10 protein-coding genes are annotated in these 17434 nt (G+C 69.0%); 1 reads left to right on the top strand and 9 read right to left on the bottom strand.

Annotated features, from left to right (window positions below; genetic code table 11):
• The 4 genes from AZL_RS32035 to AZL_RS32020 form a co-directional block, all read right to left on the bottom strand.
• A complete protein-coding gene (locus AZL_RS32035) occupies positions 1–813 on the bottom strand; it encodes a uridine monophosphate kinase (RefSeq protein ID WP_012978510.1) in 813 nt (270 codons plus the stop codon).
• Between the two features lie 279 nt (positions 814–1092).
• Positions 1093–4611 carry a hybrid sensor histidine kinase/response regulator gene (locus tag AZL_RS32030; protein WP_012978509.1) on the bottom strand — a complete coding sequence of 1173 codons (3519 nt, stop codon included), beginning with the start codon at positions 4609–4611 and terminating at the stop codon, positions 1093–1095.
• A 122-nt stretch (positions 4612–4733) separates the two neighbouring features.
• Positions 4734–6449 carry an MFS transporter gene (locus tag AZL_RS32025; RefSeq protein ID WP_042446891.1) on the bottom strand — a complete coding sequence of 572 codons (1716 nt, stop codon included), beginning with the start codon at positions 6447–6449 and terminating at the stop codon, positions 4734–4736.
• A gap of 204 nt (positions 6450–6653) precedes the next feature.
• Entirely contained in the window at positions 6654–7709 is a 1056-nt protein-coding gene (locus tag AZL_RS32020; protein WP_247894558.1) for an amino acid ABC transporter substrate-binding protein, read from the bottom strand.
• Positions 7710–7844: 135 nt separating this feature from the next.
• Between AZL_RS32020 and AZL_RS32015 the strand changes: the two genes are divergently transcribed.
• Positions 7845–11354, top strand: a complete 3510-nt coding sequence (locus tag AZL_RS32015) for an ATP-binding protein (protein ID WP_247894557.1) — start codon at positions 7845–7847, stop codon at positions 11352–11354.
• Between the two features lie 22 nt (positions 11355–11376).
• Here the strand turns inward: AZL_RS32015 and AZL_RS32010 are convergent, their stop codons facing one another.
• The 5 genes from AZL_RS32010 to mmsA all read right to left on the bottom strand — a co-directional run bounded on the left by AZL_RS32010 (position 11377) and on the right by mmsA (position 17425).
• Positions 11377–13203 (bottom strand): IlvD/Edd family dehydratase, encoded by a 1827-nt coding sequence (locus tag AZL_RS32010; protein ID WP_012978505.1) that lies wholly within the window; start codon positions 13201–13203, stop codon positions 11377–11379.
• Positions 13204–13281: 78 nt separating this feature from the next.
• Positions 13282–13608 (bottom strand): hypothetical protein, encoded by a 327-nt coding sequence (locus AZL_RS32005; RefSeq protein ID WP_042446720.1) that lies wholly within the window; start codon positions 13606–13608, stop codon positions 13282–13284.
• A 37-nt stretch (positions 13609–13645) separates the two neighbouring features.
• Positions 13646–14584 (bottom strand): Gfo/Idh/MocA family protein, encoded by a 939-nt coding sequence (locus tag AZL_RS32000; protein WP_012978504.1) that lies wholly within the window; start codon positions 14582–14584, stop codon positions 13646–13648.
• Positions 14585–14633: 49 nt separating this feature from the next.
• On the bottom strand, positions 14634–15833 hold the full coding sequence (gene mmsB, locus AZL_RS31995) for a multiple monosaccharide ABC transporter permease (RefSeq protein ID WP_012978503.1): 1200 nt from the start codon (positions 15831–15833) through the stop codon (positions 14634–14636).
• Positions 15830–17425, bottom strand: coding sequence for a multiple monosaccharide ABC transporter ATP-binding protein (mmsA, locus tag AZL_RS31990; RefSeq protein ID WP_012978502.1), 1596 nt, complete (start codon positions 17423–17425; stop codon positions 15830–15832). The genes mmsB and mmsA overlap by 4 nt, the downstream gene beginning before the upstream one ends.
• Positions 17426–17434 lie beyond the last annotated feature (9 nt).

The raw sequence follows: 17434 nt of genomic DNA, 5'->3' as shown, positions 1-17434 counted from the left end.
TCAGCTCGCGGTGATGATGGTGCCGACATGCTCGCCGGCCAGCGCACGGGTCAGGTTGCCGGGGACCAGACCATTGATGATCTGAACCTCGCGGACATGGCGCGCGGCCTTCAGCAGGTCGAGGACCGGGAATTCCAGGATCGAATCCTGCAACCCCTTCGCCTTCATCTCATCGACCGAGATCCTCGGGATGAAGGTGGCGTCCTTCGACGTCTTGGGATTGGCGGTGTAGAGCCCGTTCTCGTCCTTCACATAGATCATCTGCTTGCAGCCGAACTGTTCGGCGACCAGGAAACAGCCGGCATCGGTGCGGTAGGGCGGGATGACCCCGCTGGCCGGCGGACGCATCCAAAGCGTGTAGGGCGGCATGCCGCTGAACACCACCGCATGCACCTCCGCCAGATAGAGCGGCACCGCCGACAGGCCGGCGCCGTCCACGGCGGAGACGCCATGTTTGGCGAGCAGTTGCCCCAGCATGGCGGCGTTCTGGTCGGCGACCGACGAGCCGAGCTGCGACAGCACGCCCGCCGGCAGGCCGAGGCCGGCGGCGATGGAGTAGAGGTGGCGGGCGCGGGTTCCGGCGCCGGTGCCGATCAGCAGCCGGTGCGCCTTGCGCGCCGCCGCGATCTCGTCCACCAGCGGATAGACGGCCGACCGGCCGCGGTCGATGACGCTCTGTCCGCCGATCTTGATCACCGTGGCATCGGGGAGGATGCGGAAATTCGCCGCCGCCTCCGCCGTCGCCTGAAGCTCGGCGTCGGTCAGCGGGCGCTGCATCAGCAGAGCCTCAAGTTCCGCCGTGGAATTGGCCATGGGAGGGCAATCCTTTCGTTCCGTCATTGCAAGCCGAGAGCCGTGCACCGTGGCCTCCGTTGCGCAACCGCTCCTCCCGACGGCTGTGCCAAGGTGCCGCGCGCACCGCGCCCTGTTCCGCATCCGGCCCGGCGGCGGCCTGTTCGGATCGTGGAGTCCGTTGACCGGAACTTCCAAGGCCAGCCGTGATGGTCGATGCCCCGGAACCGTATGGCCCGGCGCGGCGACCGTCAATAAGCTCATAAAAAATAATGGTATTTCCGGCGGTCCTCCCCGGCCTTACCCCGCCATCCGCTGCCCTTCCGCGAGCAGCTGCCCCAGCAATGCCCGTAGCGCGCCCGGACGCACCGGCTTGTAGAGCAGGCGGCAGCCCGCCGCCTCGATGTCCTCGCGCACGGCCGGGTCGCGGTCGGCGGTGACGACGGCGGCGGGGATGTCGCTGCCCAGGGAGCCGCGCAGGGTCCGCAGCGCCTCCACCCCGGTCAGGCTGCGGTCGAGATGGTAGTCGCTCAGGATCACGTCGGGGACGCGTCCGCCCAGCGCCGCCAGGGCGAGGTCGGGGGCGACGGCGGTGACGACGCGGCAGGACCAGCTCGACAGCAGATCCTCGGTGGCGCGGGCGATCGCCGGCTCGTTCTCCAGGCAGAGCACCAGCACGCCGCTCAGGTCACGGCCGCGCGGGCGGACCACCACGGCGCGGGCGGCGACCGGTTCGTCGGTCAGCGGCACCAGCACGGAGAAGGCGCTGCCCCGCCCGACGTGGGAGCGCACCTGGACGCTGTGGCCGAGGATGCCGGCCAGCCGCTCGACGATGGCGAGGCCGAGGCCCAGCCCCTTGCCGCGGTCGCCGCGGTCGTCGCCGTCATGGTCGAGCTGGCGGAACTCCATGAAGATTTCCGGCACCTTGTGTTCGGGGATGCCGGGGCCGGTGTCCCACACCTCGATGGACAGCATGCCGCCCCGGCGGCGGCAGCCCAGCAGGATTCGGCCGGTGCGGGTGTAGCGCACGGCGTTGGCGAGGTAGTTTTGCAGGATGCGCCGCAGCAGGGTGGGGTCGCTGCGCACGGTGGCGGAGCAATCGACCACCCGCAGCCCGAGCCCGTGCCGGCTGGCCAGCACGGTGAATTCCTCGCCCAGCGGCTTCAGCAACTCCTCGATCCGCATCGGCACCGGGTTCGGCTTGACGACGCCGCTGTCGATCTTGGAGACGTCGAGCAGATCGCCCAGGATGGTCTCGACCGAGCGCAGCGAGGCGTCGATCTGGCGGATGGCGCTGTCGCCGTTGCGCTCCGCCAGGGCGGACAGGAACAGGCGTGCGGCGTGCAGCGGCTGGAGCAGGTCATGGCTGGCGGCGGCGAGGAAGCGGGTCTTGCCGCGGTTGGCGCGTTCGGCCTCCGCCTTCGCCTCCGACAGGGCGTGGGTGCGTTCCGCGATGCGGCGTTCCAGCGTCTCGTTGGCCTCGCGCAGGGCGGCGGCGGCGCGGTGGCGTTCGGTGACGTCGGTGTAGACGGCGACGAATCCCCCCCGTCCGGGCGTCGATCCCGGCATCGGGTTGGTGGCGATCTCCAGCACCGTGCCGTCGGGCCGCACCCGCTCATAGACGTCGGGCCGGTTGCGGCGGCGCGGGTCGGAGCGGCGTTCCAGCAGCGTCTCGATCTCGCCGTCGCGGCCATATTCGCCGCGCCGGGCGATCAGCCCGACGATGTCCTGGAGCGAGGTGCCGACCTGGACGAAGCCGTCCGGCAGTTCCAGCAGGACGACGAACTGGTTGTTCCAGGTGGCGACGCGCCAATCCTCGTCGAACACGGCGATGCCCTGCGGCACATTCTCCACCGTGGCGCGCAGCAGCTCATGCTGCTTCAGGATGGCGCGCGACGCCTCGTCGATGATGGAGCGGGCGTCGGTACGCGACAGCCGGCGGTCGGACAGCAGCCCCGCCACCACCACGCGGGCCGAGGCCGAGCCGACGGCCCCGGCGAGCAGCCGTTCGGTCAGCTGGATCGCCTCGCCGTCGGTGCGCATCAGGAGCGCGGTGCGCAGGTCGCCGTCGGCAACCCCGGTGAAGCGGCGGAAGGCGGCGTCGGCGCGCGGCTGCCCGACATAGCGCATGGCGAGGTCGTGCAGATCGGCCAGCGTGGCGCCGCGCGGCCCGTGCGGCTCGCCGTCGGTCGAACGGCGCAGGCTGATGAAGCGGGCGGCTTGCTGGCGCTCCAGGGTCGAGGGGCGGGTCAGCAGCGACACCAGGACGAACAGCAGGATGTTCGGCCCCAGGCTCCACAGCGCGGCGTTGGTCAGCGGGTCGATGCCGGCGATGCCGGCCAGCGCCACCGGACTGAGCCCGGTCAGGCCGAACGGCCCCTCGCGCAGCGCGCTGGAGGCCAGCCAGCCGGCGTCGGCGAAGGAGGGCAGCAGCATGGTGTAGGCCCAGCCGAGGAAGCCGGCGCAGATGCCGGCGAAGGCGCCGCTGCGGCTGGCCCGGCTCCAGACCAGGCCGCCGAGCAGGGCGGGGGCGAACTGCGCCACCGCGGTGAAGCTCATCATGCCGATGGTCGCCAGCGGAAAGGCCGGACCGATCAGCCGATAGCAGCCATAGGACAGCAGGACCAGCACGATCACCGCCGACCGCCGCACCAGCAGCAGGATGCCGGCCGGATTATCGCGCAGCCGCCGGTCGTCGGGGCGCAGCGCCATCAGCAGCGGGACGGCGATGTCGTTGCAGATCATGGTGCTGAGCGCCACCATCTCCACCAGGATCATGCTGGTGGCGGCCGACAGCCCGCCGATGAAGGCGGCCAGCGCCAGCCATGGCCAGCCCTGGCTCAGGGGGATGGAGACCATGAAGGTGTCGGCGTTGGTGGTGCCGTCGGGGAACAGCATCAGCCCGGCCAGCGCCACCGGCAGCACGAACAGGTTGATGGCGACCAGATAGGCCGGGAACAGCTTCGCCGACGAGCGCACGTCGCCGCCATGGGTGTTCTCCACCACCGCGACATGGAACTGGCGCGGCAGGCAGAGGATCGCCAGCCCGGACAGCAGGCAGGCGACCCACCAGTCGGTGCCGATGCTGTCCAGCCGGATCATCTCCAGGAAGCCCGGATTGCGGATGGCGGCATCGACGAAGGTCGCCGGGTCGCCGAAGACGGATACGGCGATGGCGCCGCCGACCCCGAGCGCCGCCGCCAGCTTCACCACCGATTCGGCGGCGATGGCCATCATCAGGCCGCGGTGATGCTCGTTGGCCGACACGCTGCGCACGCCGAACAGGATGGCGAAGGCCGCCATCAGCAATGCCGCCATCAGCGCCGTCCCGCCCGGCATCTGGCTGAGATCGGTGCCGAGCGAGGCGCCGGCCAGGATTTCGAAGCTGACGCTGATCGCCTTCAATTGCAGGGCGATGTAGGGCAGGAGCCCGATCACCGCGGCGATGGTGACGAGGGCGGCCAGCCCGCGGCTCTTGCCGTAGCGGGCGGACAGGAAGTCGGAGATCGAGACGACATTCTCGGATTTCGCGACGCGGACGATGCGGGCCAGCACCGGCCAGCCCAGCCCGATCATCAGGATCGGCCCGATATAGATCGGCAGGAAATAGAAGCCGCCGGTCGCCGCCCGGCCGACCGCGCCATAGAAGGTCCAGGAGGTGCAATAGACGCCAAAACTGAGCGCGTAGAGCCAGGGCGTGCGCCGGTCGCCGCCCTGCTTGCCGCCCCCCTGCGTGCCGGTGCGGTCGCCGTACCAGGCGATGGCGAACAAGGACAGCAGATAGGCCAGCGACGCGGCCAGGATGAACCAGCTTTCCATGGGGCTTTTCGCCTCCGGTTTTGGACTTCTTCTCCCTATGGCGGTGGATGTTATCACAAAATTGCGCGGGCGGGCGGAGGGAAACCCTCCGCCCGCCCCGTCCGCAAGCGTTCTGCGGGCGCTCAATCGTGCTGGTAGATGTCCACGTCCTTGGTTTCGCGGACGAACAGCAGGCCGATCACCAGCGTCGCGGCGGCGATGACGATCGGGTACCAGAGGCCGGAATAGATGTCGCCGGTGGCCGCCACGATGGCGAAGGAGGTGGTCGGCAGGAAGCCGCCGAACCAGCCGTTGCCGATATGGTAGGGCAGCGACATCGAGGTGTAGCGGATGCGGGTCGGGAACATCTCCACCAGCATGGCGGCGATCGGGCCGTAGACCATGGTCACATAGATGACCAGCACCGTCAGCAGGGCGATGACCATCACCGCGTCGATGCGGGCCGGATCGGCCTTGGCCGGATAGTTGGCGGCCTTCAGCGCGTCGCCCAGACCCTTGTCGAAGGCGGCACCGGCGGCCTTGGCATCGGTCGGTGTGGCGGCGGTCGCCGGGCCATGGCTCAGTGACACGGTGGTGCCGGCCTGCGGCACGGCCGAATAGCTGGGAATGACCGTGCTGCCGACCGTGATCGACGCCACGGTGCCGGCCGGGGCGGCCTCGTTGGTGTAGGGGATGCCGCGCCGCACCAGGGCGCTCTTGGCGATGTCGCACGAGCTGGTGAACTGGCTGGTGCCGACCGGGTTGAACTGGAACGAACACTCGTTCGGATCGGCGACCACGACGACCGGGGCGGTGGCGATGGCCTCTTCCAGCGCCGGGTTGGCGTAGTGGGTGATCCCCTTGAACAGCGGGAAATAGGTCAGGCAGGCCAGCAGCAGCCCGGCCATGATGATCGGCTTGCGGCCGATCCGGTCGGCCAGCGAGCCGAAGATGACGAAGAAGGGCGTGCCGATCAGCAAAGCCGCCGCGATCATCAGGTTGGCGGCCTGGGCATCGACCTTCAGCGTCTGGGTCAGGAAGAACAGGGCATAGAACTGGCCGGTATACCAGACCACCGCCTGACCAGCGACGAGGCCGAACAGGGCGAGCAGGACGATCTTCAGGTTCTTCCACTGGCCGAAGGACTCGGTCAGCGGCGCCTTGGAATGCTTGCCCTCCTCCTTCATCTTCTTGAAGGCGGGCGATTCGTTCAGCATCAGCCGGATCCACACCGAGACGCCGAGCAGGGCGATGGAGATCAGGAACGGGATGCGCCAGCCCCAGGCGTTGAAATCCTCCGGCGACACCGACACCCGGCAGCCCAGGATCACCAGCAGCGACAGGAACAGGCCGAGCGTCGCCGTGGTCTGGATCCAGGAGGTGTAGTTGCCGCGGCGGCCATGCGGGGCATGTTCGGCGACATAGGTGGCGGCACCGCCATATTCGCCGCCCAGCGCCAGGCCCTGGAGCAGGCGCAGGGCGATCAGGATGATCGGGGCGGCGATGCCGATGGAGGCGTAGTTGGGCAGGATGCCGACGATGAAGGTCGACAGGCCCATGATCAGGATGGTGACCAGGAAGGTGTATTTGCGGCCGATCATGTCGCCGAGGCGGCCGAAGACCAGCGCGCCGAAGGGCCGGACCGCGAAGCCGGCGGCAAACGCCATCAGCGCGAAGATGAAGCCCGCCGTCGGATTGACGCCGGAAAAGAACTGCGCGGCGATGACCGCGCTGAGCGAGCCGTAGAGATAGAAGTCGTACCACTCGAACACCGTTCCGAGCGACGAAGCGAAGATGACCTTCTTCTCCTCGCCCGTCATCGGTCGGACGGCGTCTCCCGTCGAAGCCGCATAGGCCATGGTCTTCACCCTCCCAAGTGAACAATCCAGGACTGTGGTTGGTCTTTTTCAGATGGTTTTTATGATCGGATGATTTGATAACCGATCAGATACCTTGGTTTATCGATAATAGTTGTGTGCGCGAACCATTCGCGTCACCCCCGACCTTAGTCGGGGGTGGAGCCAGGGAGCGAGGGCAAGCGCGCTTGGCGATGACCGCCGGGATTACTGGAACACCGGGGCGTAGAGCAGTCCGCCCTGGGTCCAAGGCCGGTTCAGGCCGCGCTCCAGCTTGAAGGGGGAGCGGGCGCCGAGGTTGCGGTCGAAGATCTCGCCGTAATTCCCGACCTGCACCACCGCCTGATAGGCCCAGTCCGGGCGCAGGCCGGCCTTCGCCGCCACCTCCGGGATGCCGGACAGCAGGCGCCGCATCTCGCTGCCGCCGGTGATGCGCTGGAAATTGGCGTTGGCGCCGGAAACCCCGGCATCATCGGCCAGGAACAGGGCGAACATGGTCCAGCGCACCGCCGCCATCCAATTGCGGTCGCTGTTCGGGGTCATCGGTGCCAGCGGTTCGCGCGAAGCGAGCGGCGCGTCGGTGATCTCCAGCGAGTCCGGCGGCAGGCCCAGCATGTGCAACGCCGTGGTCAATTGGGCGCGGTCGGCGCCGAGCGCGGCGCAATCGCGGCTGAGGAAGGCTTCCAGCGCGTCGGGCCAGCCGGGGAAGCTGCGGAGCTTCCATGGGCGCTTTCCCCCGGCGATCAGCGATTCCATCTCGGCCTGGGTGGTGGTGCCGGCCGGCATGCAGACCGTCAACTCGCCGCCATCGAGCGCCGACCCGCCGTCGGGCAGCCGCCATGCGGCGATCCCCTGCACGTCGTAGAAGACCGGCGGCCCGAAATCGACGGCATGGGTGACGTCCCGCGTCAGTGTCCAGGAGGTCTGGGCGAAGGAGACATCGACCTCGCCGGCGGCCACGGCATCGAATTCCTGCGGCTTCGACAGCCGGCGGATCTCGATGGCGTCGGCCTTGCCCAGGACGGCGGCGGCCAGCGCCCGGCATAGATCGACCATGAAGCCGACCGGCCGCCCACCGTCGTCGTTGGCGGCGAAGCCGGGATTGAAGGACACCCCGCAGCGCACCACCCCGCGCCGCTCGATCTCCGCCAGGACCGGCCGGTCGGTGGCGCGGGCGGAGATGGTGTCGGGCGGCGCCGCGTCGGCGGGCGGCACCGGATGCAGAGCCAGCAGCAGGCCGACCGCGGCGGCGACAGGCTTCATCCGCATCCTTCTCCCCTCATCCGGCAGCCGGGCTATGATACGCTGCCGGCGGCATCGCGCAAATGACGGGGTGCCGGAACCGGGCGGGCGGGGTCGGGCGGGCGGGCGGAAACGGGAATGGCGGGCGACAGGTCCATGGGTGACGGGTCCGGGATCGAGCGGGCCGGGGTGGTCAGGATTGGCGTCGGCACGCGGCTGTTCGGCGCGCTCGCCTTCAACGGGCTGGTCGCCTTCCTGATCGGGCTCGGCGCCTATATCGCCTTCGACGGGCTGCATGCCGGCATCACCAAGGTCACCTCCGAACAGTTCCCGGCGGTCGTCGCCTCGGCCAAGCTGGAACGCCAGCACCAGCGGATCATGCGGACCCTGGAACAATTGGCTCTGTCGAACGAGAATTTCGGACGCGAAACGATCAAGCAGGGGTTGGCCGACCAGCTGAACGGCTATGACCGGCTGCTGGCGGAGATGGAGCCGGCCGACGGCCGGCAGGCCCAGCGGATCGCCGGGCTGAAGTTGCAGCGCGACGAGATCCTGCGGCTGCGCGATGCCATCGACCGTGGCGTGACCGCCCGCATCGCCGCCCGCCGCGCCCTGGCCGAGCGCACCCGCGACGTGCGGCGGATGGCCGACGCCCTGGCCGAACCCGCCTTGCGCGGGGTGGAGGATGCCGGCGTCCAGCGCTGGCTGGCGATGGCCGAACGGCTGCTGTTCCTGATCGCGTCGGTCCATCAGGCGGAGAACAGCTTCGCCCTGGCCCGGCTGGCCGACAGCGCCGTGGCGCAACTGGCGGCGCTGAACGCGGCGGTGCCGGCCGGCGTGTCCGATGGCTTCCCGCCCGATGGCGTGTCGGACCGGCTGCTGCGGCTGGTCGAGGCCATGCGTTCGGTGGTGGAGGGCGACCGCTCGGTCTTCCGCCAGCGGCAGGCGGAGTTGCAGGCGTCGGAGATGCTGAACGGGCTGGTCGACCGCGCCAATCAGGTGTCGCTGGTCAACACCGGCCTGAACACCGGCATCTTCGTCGAACAGACCAAGGCGGCGGAGGAAAGCCGTCAGCGGATCATCGAGGTGTCGACCACCTACACCCGCCTGTTCTTCGCCTCGGTCGGGGTGGTGGTGCTGGGGATGGTGCTCTCCGTGCTGTATGTCCGGCGCAAGGTGCTGGCCCGGCTGTGGGCGGTCAGCGAGGCGATCCGCGACCGCACCGGCGGCGGCCGGGCCGAGGTGCCGGTGACCGGCGCCGACGAGATCGGCCAGCTGGCCCGCGCCCTGCGTTTTTACATCCAGGAGACCGAGGACAAGAGCGCGGCCCTCAGCCGCAACGAACAATGGCTGCGTACGGTGCTGGAGGTGGCCCCGGTGCCGCTGGTGATCTCCGGGCGGGCCGACGGCCAGATCCGCTTCGTCAACCGCCGCGCCGCCGACCTGTTCGAGGCGGCGGCGGCGGCCGAGCTGCTGGGCCGTCCCGCCGCCAGCGTCTGGTCCGTCCCGCAGGTGCGCGACGAGTTCGTCCGCGATGTCTTCGCCAGCGGCCTCGCCCTCGATGTCGAGACCGAGCTGGTGACCCGCACCGGCCGCCGGCTGTGGGGCCTGCTGTCCGGCATCGCCTTCGAGTTCCAGGGGGAGGAGGTGCTGCTCAGCTCGGTCGTCGACATCACCCGCCGCCGCGAGGCGGAGGAACTGCTGCGCCGGACCCGGGCCTTCCTCGACGCGGTCATCGACAATGTGCCGAGCGTGCTCTATGTGCTGGAGGGCGATACCGGCCGCGTCGTCCTGTGGAACCGCGCGGCGGAGGATTGTTTCGCCACCCGCCGCGCCGATATCGGTGACCGCACGCTGGCCGAGGTGCTGGGGCCGGAGACCGGGCGGGCGCTGGCCGGCGGCGATCCCGGCGCCATGCGCTCGCTGGGGATGGAGGAGCTGGTGCTGCCCCGCAACGGCGAGAACGCCGTGTTCGCCTTGCAGCGCCATCCTTTCGAATGGTCGGGCGACGGGCGCTGCCGCATCATCTGCGTCGCCAACGACATCACCGCCTCGCGCCGGGCGCGCGAGGAGCTGCGGCAGGCCAAGGAGCGGGCGGAGCGCGCCGACGCCGCCAAGACGGAGTTCCTCGCCACCGTCAGCCACGAGATGCGCACGCCGCTGAACGGCATCCTCGGCCTGTGCCGGCTTCTGCTGACCGGCCGGCTGGAGTCCGGCGAGCGGCGCTATGCCATGTCGATCATGCGCTGCGGCCACGGGCTGCTCGATCAGGTCAATGACATCCTCGACCTGCGCAAGATCGAGGATGGCAAGCTGGAGCTGGATCCCGCCCCCTGCGCCCTGCTGCCGGTGCTGGAGGAGGTCGTTGCGACCGTGGAAGGACTGGCGAACGAGAAGGGGATCGGCCTCGGCCTCGACATCGCGCCGGCGGTCCCGGCGCTGGTGGTGGTCGACCGTCAGCGGTTGCGGCAAATCCTGGTGAACCTCGTCGGCAACGCGGTGAAGTTCACCGAACGCGGTGGGGTGGATCTGCGCGTCGATATCGAAACGGCACCGGAACATTCCGGAAGCGGGATGATTGGCGAGAGGCTGCGTCTGGCCGTGCGCGACACCGGGATCGGCGTGCCGGCCGACCGCCGCGCCGCCATCTTCGAGAAGCTGGAGCAGGCGGATTCCACCATCGCCCGGCGCTTCGGCGGCAGTGGGCTGGGCCTGGCCATCGTGCGGCATCTGCTCGACGCCATGCAGGGCAGCATCCGGGTGGACAGCGTCGAGGGGTTGGGCAGCGTCTTCACCGTCACCATTCCCCTGCTGCGGGTGGAGGAGCCGGCCTTGCCGGCGCGGCCCGGCCGGCTGCTGCCGATCGACCGGGTGCGGTCGCTGGCCCTGTTGCTGGTGGAGGATGATGCGATCAACCGCGAGGTGGCGCTGGGCCTGTTGTCCGATGCCGGCCACCGCGTCACCATCGCCGAAACCGGGGAGCGGGCGCTGGAGCTGGCGAGCCGGCGCCGCTTCGATGCCGTCCTGCTGGACATCCGGCTTCCCGACATCGAGGGGCCGGAGGTGGCGCGCCGCATCCGCGCCCTGGCGGATGCCGACCGCGCGGCGGTGCCGATCGTCGCGGTGACCGCCAACGTCTTCGCCGCCGACCGCGCCCGCTACATCGCCGCCGGCATCGATGCGGTGATCGAGAAGCCGATCTTCCCGGAACGGCTGATGCACCTGTTGTCGAACGCCGTCGCGTCGCGGTCCGACGAGGCCTCCGTCCCGTCCACCGGGGGGGAGACGGACGAGCCGCCCGCCCATCCGCCGGTGGTCGAGGAGGACGTCAACCGGGAGGTGCTGGAGCGTTACATCCGCTCCCTCGGCCCGGCGCGCTTCGCCACCATCCGCGGGCTGCTGCTGGATTCGGCGGAGGAGGGGCTGCCCCGCCTGACCGCCGTCGATGCCGCGGATGAGGAGATCGAGGACATCGCCCACCGGCTCGCCGGCGCCGCCAGCCATTTCGGCCTGACCGGCTTCGTCGGCCTGATGCGCGCGGTCGAGGACGGCATGCGCGAAGGCCGCCGCGCCGAGGCCCAGGACCTCGCGGCGACGGCGGAAGCCGCCTTCGCCCGCGCCCTCGCGGCGATGGACGCGGTGCGCGAGCTGTTGGAGGGGGGCTGATCCGCCCCCCTCCGCGATGGCGTCAGTGGTTGTCGCGCGGAATGCCCATGGTCTGGGCGACGCGCTGGTACTTGACCGCCGGCTTCAGAACCATGCCCTCGTCGAGCTGGTCGACGATGCCGCGCTGGATCTCCTGCCACGGCGTCTGCGACGCCGGTGCCGCATAGCCGCCGGCGGCCTCCAGGGCGGCGCGGCGTTCAGCCAGTTCCGCTTCGGAGATCAGGATGTCGGCGCTGCCGCGGCGCAGGTCGATGCGCACCCGGTCGCCGCTGCGCAGCAGGCCGAGATTGCCGCCCGCCGCCGCCTCGGGCGAGGCGTTCAGGATCGAGGGCGAGCCCGAGGTGCCGGACTGGCGCCCGTCGCCGATGCAGGGCAGGGAATGAACGCCCTGCTTGATGAGATCGGCGGGCGGACGCATGTTCACCACCTCCGCAGCGCCTGGATAGCCGATCGGGCCGGCGCCGCGGATGACCAGGATGGTGTAGGCGTCGATGCCCAGCGAGGGATCGTCGATGCGATGGTGATAATCCTCCGGCCCGTCGAAGACGACGACCTTGCCCTCGAACGCCTCCGGATCCTTCGGGTTGGACAGGTAGCGCTCGCGGAACTCCTCGGAAATGACGCTGGTCTTCATGATGGCGGCGTTGAACAGGTTGCCGCGCAGCACCACGAAGCCGGCGTTGATCTTCAGCGGGTCGTCGATCGGATGGATGACGCGGGTGTCGAGGATCTCGGTGTCGCGGCAGTTCTCGCCGATGGTGCGGCCGTTGACGTTGGGCGCATTTTCGCGGATCAGGCCCTTGGTCATCAGCTGGCCGACCACCGCCGGCACGCCGCCGGCGCGGTGGAAGTCCTCGCCCAGATATTCGCCCGCCGGCTGGAGATTGACCAGCAGCGGAACGTCCAGCCCGTGGGTCTGCCAGTCGTCCACCGTCAGCGGCACGCCGATGTGCTTGGCGATGGCGTTGATGTGGATCGGCGCGTTGGTCGAGCCGCCGATGGCCGAATTGACGACGATGGCGTTCAGGAAGGCGTCGCGGGTCAGGATGTCCGACGGCTTGATGTCCTGGCGCACCATCTCGACGATGCGCTTGCCGGTCTCATAGGCGGCCTGCTGGCGCTCGCGGTAGGGGGCGGGAATCGCGGCGGATCCGGGGAGCTGCATGCCCAGCACCTCGGCCAGCGAATTCATGGTCGAGGCGGTGCCCATGGTGTTGCAGTAGCCGGTCGAGGGGGCGGAAGAGGCCACCAGCTCGATGAAGCCCTGATAGTCGATCTCGCCGGCCGCCATCATCTGGCGGGCCTTCCACACGATGGTGCCCGAGCCGGTGCGCTCGCCGCGGAACCAGCCGTTCAGCATCGGGCCGACCGAGAGCGCGATGGCCGGGATGTTGACGGTCGCCGCCGCCATCAGACAGGCCGGGGTGGTCTTGTCGCAGCCGATGGTCAGCACCACGCCGTCCAGCGGATAGCCATGCAGAACCTCCACCAGGCCGAGATAGGCGAGGTTGCGGTCGATCGAGGCGGTCGGCCGCTTGCCGGTCTCCTGGATCGGGTGGACCGGGAATTCGATGGCGATGCCGCCGGCGGTGCGGATGCCCTCGCGCAGCCGTTCGGCCAGCACCAGATGGTGGCGGTTGCAGGGGCTGAGGTCGGATCCGGTCTGGGCGATGCCGATGATCGGGGCGCCGGACTGAAGCTCTTCCCGCGTCAGGCCGAAATTCAGGTAACGCTCCAGATACAGCGCCGTCATGTCGGGGTTGGCGGGGTTGTCGAACCACGCGCGCGAGCGCAGCCGACGCCCTGAATCGGAGGAATTGGCGGGGAAGGGGGGCTTCGTCTCGGACATATCGGCACCGGTTTCAAGTTGGGGCGCCGACCGGATGGGCCGGCGCCGGAGTTGGGGTTGCGTCGCGTTGGGGGGGGATCAGGCCGCGCGCATGTCCGCCAGGAAGCGGGACACGCAGCCGCGCAGATCCTCGGCCTCGCCCGACAGGCCGTCGGCGTCCTCGTCGCGGCCGTTCAGCAGGAAGGCGGTGGTCTTCAGGCGCATGTCCAGCATCAGGGCCTGCATGCGGCCGAGATCGACCACCTGTTCCGCCAGCACGCCGTTGCGGCGCACCACCATGTCGGTCTCCGACAGGGCGTTGATGCCCACCCCGGCGACGGCGGCGAGGAACAGCAGGATCCCGGCGCTGCCGGCGGTGATCCGGTGGCCGATGCGGGTGCCGATCTGGATGCTGGTTGCGGGCATGCGGGACCTCCCAGTCGCGGACCTGTCGCGGGGGTTGCTACCAGTCGAAGGCATCGGTGCGGTGCCAGCGCCCGACCATGCAGGCGTCGGCGATGAGCGACAGCGGGCGGGCGTCGACGTCGCTCGCCCCGTCGGTGATCAGCCGGTGGAAATGGCGGTAGATGCGCTGATACTCGCTGTCCGGCTCGGCGACCGTCATCACCCCGTCCACCATCAGGCGGGTGCCGCCATGGGTCAGGTCGAGGCGGCCGGCGTCGGTCTCGATCACGATCGACCAGGTCTGCTCACCGAGCTGGAGGAAGTCGAAATCGGCGGTCACCCGGCCGATGCGGGAGCCGGGGGCGGCCCCCATCTCCAGCGTCGCGACGATCGGGGTGTCACGGTTGGCCGGCACATGCAGGTCGGCGGACCGGACGAAGACCGGGGCCGGCAGGATGTCGGTCAGGATCGACAGGGCGTTGATGCCGGGATCGAAGACACCGAAGCCGCCGGCCGCGAAGATCCAGTCCTGGCCCGGATGCCAGCGCCGCACATCCTCCTTCCAGGTGATGGCAACGCTGCGGATGCCGACATCAGCCAACCGGCGCCTGGTCTCCTCCACCGCCGGGTTGAACTGTGAATGCCAGGCGGTGAACAGGGTGCGGCGCGCGGCGTCGGCCTCCGCCACCAGATCGTGAAGCTCCGACAGGGCGGCGGCGGGCGGCTTCTCGATCAGCACATGGCAGCCGGCGCGCAGCGCCTCGACCGTCAGGCCATGGCGGACGGCGGGCGGGGTGCAGAGCGCCACCGCGTCGAGGTTCGGCAGGGCCGCCAGCATCTCGGCCTGGGAGCGGAAGCTCGGAACATCGTCGGCCGTCGCACCGTCCGGGCTGACCACGGCGGCGAGCTGGAACAGGCCGGTCGCGGCAATGGCCGGGAGATGCTGGTCGCGGGCGATCTTTCCCAGACCGACGAGGCCGAGGGTGGGGAGCGTCATGGCGGTATGTCCGGTCGGGGAGAGGCGGGCGGCGGTCACAAGACCGCCGTCAGGCCTTGCCCTTGTTGTAGACGTCGAAGCAGACGGCGGCGAGCAGCACCAGACCCTTGATCACCTGCTGCCAGTCGATGCCGATGCCGAGGATCGACATGCCGTTGTTCATCACACCCATGATGAAGGCGCCGATCACGGCACCGGTCACCCGGCCGACACCGCCGGACGCCGAGGCGCCGCCGATGAAGCAGGCGGCGATCACGTCCAGCTCGAACGACACGCCGGCCTTCGGCGTGGCCGTGTTGAGGCGGGCGGCGAAGATCAGGCCGGCGAGCGCCGCCAGCACGCCCATGTTGACGAAGGTGTAGAAGGACAGGCGGCGGGTGTCGATGCCCGACAGCTTGGCCGCCTTCTCGTTGCCGCCCAGCGCGTAGATGCGCCGGCCGATGGTGGTGTCGCGGGTGACGAAGGCGTAGAGGCCGATCAGCAGCGCCATGATGATCAGGACGTTGGGCAGGCCCTTGTAGGTCGACAGCAGCCAGCCGACATAGGCGACCACGGCGAACAGGCCGGCGCTCTTCAGCAGGAACAGGACCAGCGGTTCCTGTTCGATGGCGAAGCGGTGGCGGCGCAGGCGGGCGGCGATGCTGAATCCGATCATGATCGCCGGCGTCGCCAGGCACAGCAGCAGCGTGGTGGTGTGGAAGCCTTCGGTGCCGAAGAAATCCGGGATGAAGCCGGAGCTGAGGCGCTGGAACTCCACCGGGAAGGGACCGACCGACTGGCCGGCGAGCAGGGCGAGGCTGAGGCCGCGGAAGACCAGCATGCCGGCCAGCGTCACGATGAAGGACGGGATGCGGAAATAGGCGACCCAATAGCCCTGGGCGGCGCCGATCGCCGCACCGGCGATCAGGCTGACGATGGCGGTCGGGATGAAGTGCCAGTGGAACTGCACCATCAGGATGGCGGCCAGCGCGCCGATGAAGCCGACGATCGAGCCGACCGACAGGTCGATGTGCCCGGCGACGATCACCAGCAGCATGCCCAGCGCCATGATGACGATGTAGCTGTTCTGCAGGACGAGGTTGGTCAGGTTCAGCGGTTGCAGCAGCGTGCCGTTGGTCATGTACTGGAAGAACGCCACGATCGCCAGCAGCGAGATCAGCATGCCGTAGTCGCGCATGTGGCTCTTCAGGAACTTGGCCATCGAGGCCTGGCGCGGCGGCGCGGCCGGCAGGTTCAGTTCGGCGCTCATTGCAGGGACTCCCGGGCACCAGTGTTCAAAGCGGCGGCGGCGACGGCGGCGCGGGCCGCCGTGGATTGCGAGGCGGACGACATGATGGCGTGCATGATCTTTTCCTGGCTGGCCTCGGCCGCCGGCATCTCGGCGACCAGGGCGCCTTCGTTCATCACATAGATGCGGTCGGCGACACCCAGCAGCTCCGGCAGTTCCGAGGAGATCAGGATGACGCCTCGGCCTTCGGCCACCAGCTGGTTGACGATGGTGTAGATTTCATATTTGGCGCCGACGTCGATGCCGCGGGTCGGCTCGTCCAGGATCAGCACCTGCGGGTCGGCGAACAGCCATTTGCTCAGCACGACCTTCTGCTGGTTGCCGCCGGACAGGTTGACCGTCTGCTGGAACACGTCGGAACAGCGGATGCGCAGGCGGCGGCGGAACTCATTGGCCACCTCGATCTCGCGCTCGTGGTGGATGACGCCGCGCTTGGCGACCCCGTCCAGCTTGGCCAGCGTCACGTTGTGGCGGATGTCGTTGTCGAGCACGAGGCCGTAATGCTTGCGGTCCTCGGTGGCGTAGGCGAGACCGCTGTTCATCGCCCGGCGGATGGTCGACACGTCGATCTCGCGCCCGCCGAGGAAGGCCCGGCCGCGGATGTTGCGGCCATAGGAGCGGCCGAACAGGCTCATGGCGAATTCGGTGCGGCCGGCGCCCATCAGTCCGGCGATGCCCACCACCTCGCCCCGGCGCACATGCAGGTCGATGTCCTTGACGACGCGGCGGCCGGCATGGATCGGGTGGTCGGCGTTCCAGCCCTTGACCTCGAACAGGATGTCGCCCGGGTTGCTGGCGCGGCGCGGATAGCGGTCGGCGAGGTCGCGGCCGACCATGCCCTTGATGATGCGGTCCTGGCTGATCGGCGCGTGCTGGCAATCCAGCGTCTCGACCGTGGTGCCGTCGCGCAGGATGGTGACGCGGTCGGCGACCTTGGCGATCTCGTTCAGCTTGTGCGAGATCAGGATGGAGGAGATGCCCTGCTCCTTGAAGCGCAGCAGCAGCTCCAGCAGCGCGTCGCTGTCGCTCTCGTTCAGGCTGGCGGTCGGCTCGTCCAGGATCAGCAGCTTGACCTCCTTGGACAGGGCCTTGGCGATCTCCACCAGTTGCTGTTTGCCGACGCCGATGTCGGTGATCAGGGTCTCGGGCGAATCGGTCAGGCCGACCATGCGCAGCAGCTCGCGGGCGCGGGCGGTGGCGGCGACCCAGTCGATCCGGCCCCGTTTGGCCTGCTCGTTGCCGAGGAACAGGTTCTCGGTGATCGACAGCAGCGGGACCAGCGCCAGTTCCTGATGGATGATGATGATGCCCAGCTTCTCGCTGTCGGCGATGCTGCGAAAGGCGACGGGCTGGCCGGCGAAGCGGATTTCACCCTCGTAGCTGCCGTGCGGGTAGACGCCGCTCAACACCTTCATCAGCGTCGATTTCCCGGCGCCGTTCTCGCCGATCAGCGCGTGAATCTCCCCCTCGCGGACCGAGAGATTGACGTTGTCGAGCGCCTTGACGCCCGGGAACGTCTTGGTGATGCCGCGCATCTCAAGAATACTGTTCATGGATAAACC

It is taken from the genome of Azospirillum sp. B510, from assembly GCF_000010725.1.
Classification (GTDB): domain Bacteria; phylum Pseudomonadota; class Alphaproteobacteria; order Azospirillales; family Azospirillaceae; genus Azospirillum; species Azospirillum lipoferum_B.
Note: the sequence above shows the minus strand (reverse complement) of the source record. Positions and strands in the feature narration are given on the sequence as shown.

Bases quoted from the DNA above. Each gene is read 5' to 3' on its own strand.
- AZL_RS32000 (WP_012978504.1), bottom strand. From the start codon at position 14,584: ATGACGCTCCCCACCCTCGGCCTCGTCGGTCTGGGAAAGATCGCCCGC.
- AZL_RS32010 (WP_012978505.1), bottom strand. From the start codon at position 13,203: ATGTCCGAGACGAAGCCCCCCTTCCCCGCCAATTCCTCCGATTCAGGG.
- mmsB (WP_012978503.1), bottom strand. From the start codon at position 15,833: ATGAGCGCCGAACTGAACCTGCCGGCCGCGCCGCCGCGCCAGGCCTCG.
- AZL_RS32035 (WP_012978510.1), bottom strand. From the start codon at position 813: ATGGCCAATTCCACGGCGGAACTTGAGGCTCTGCTGATGCAGCGCCCG.
- AZL_RS32005 (WP_042446720.1), bottom strand. From the start codon at position 13,608: ATGCCCGCAACCAGCATCCAGATCGGCACCCGCATCGGCCACCGGATC.
- mmsA (WP_012978502.1), bottom strand. From the start codon at position 17,425: ATGAACAGTATTCTTGAGATGCGCGGCATCACCAAGACGTTCCCGGGC.
- AZL_RS32030 (WP_012978509.1), bottom strand. From the start codon at position 4,611: ATGGAAAGCTGGTTCATCCTGGCCGCGTCGCTGGCCTATCTGCTGTCC.
- AZL_RS32020 (WP_247894558.1), bottom strand. From the start codon at position 7,709: ATGAAGCCTGTCGCCGCCGCGGTCGGCCTGCTGCTGGCTCTGCATCCG.
- AZL_RS32015 (WP_247894557.1), top strand. From the start codon at position 7,845: ATGGGTGACGGGTCCGGGATCGAGCGGGCCGGGGTGGTCAGGATTGGC.
- AZL_RS32025 (WP_042446891.1), bottom strand. From the start codon at position 6,449: ATGGCCTATGCGGCTTCGACGGGAGACGCCGTCCGACCGATGACGGGC.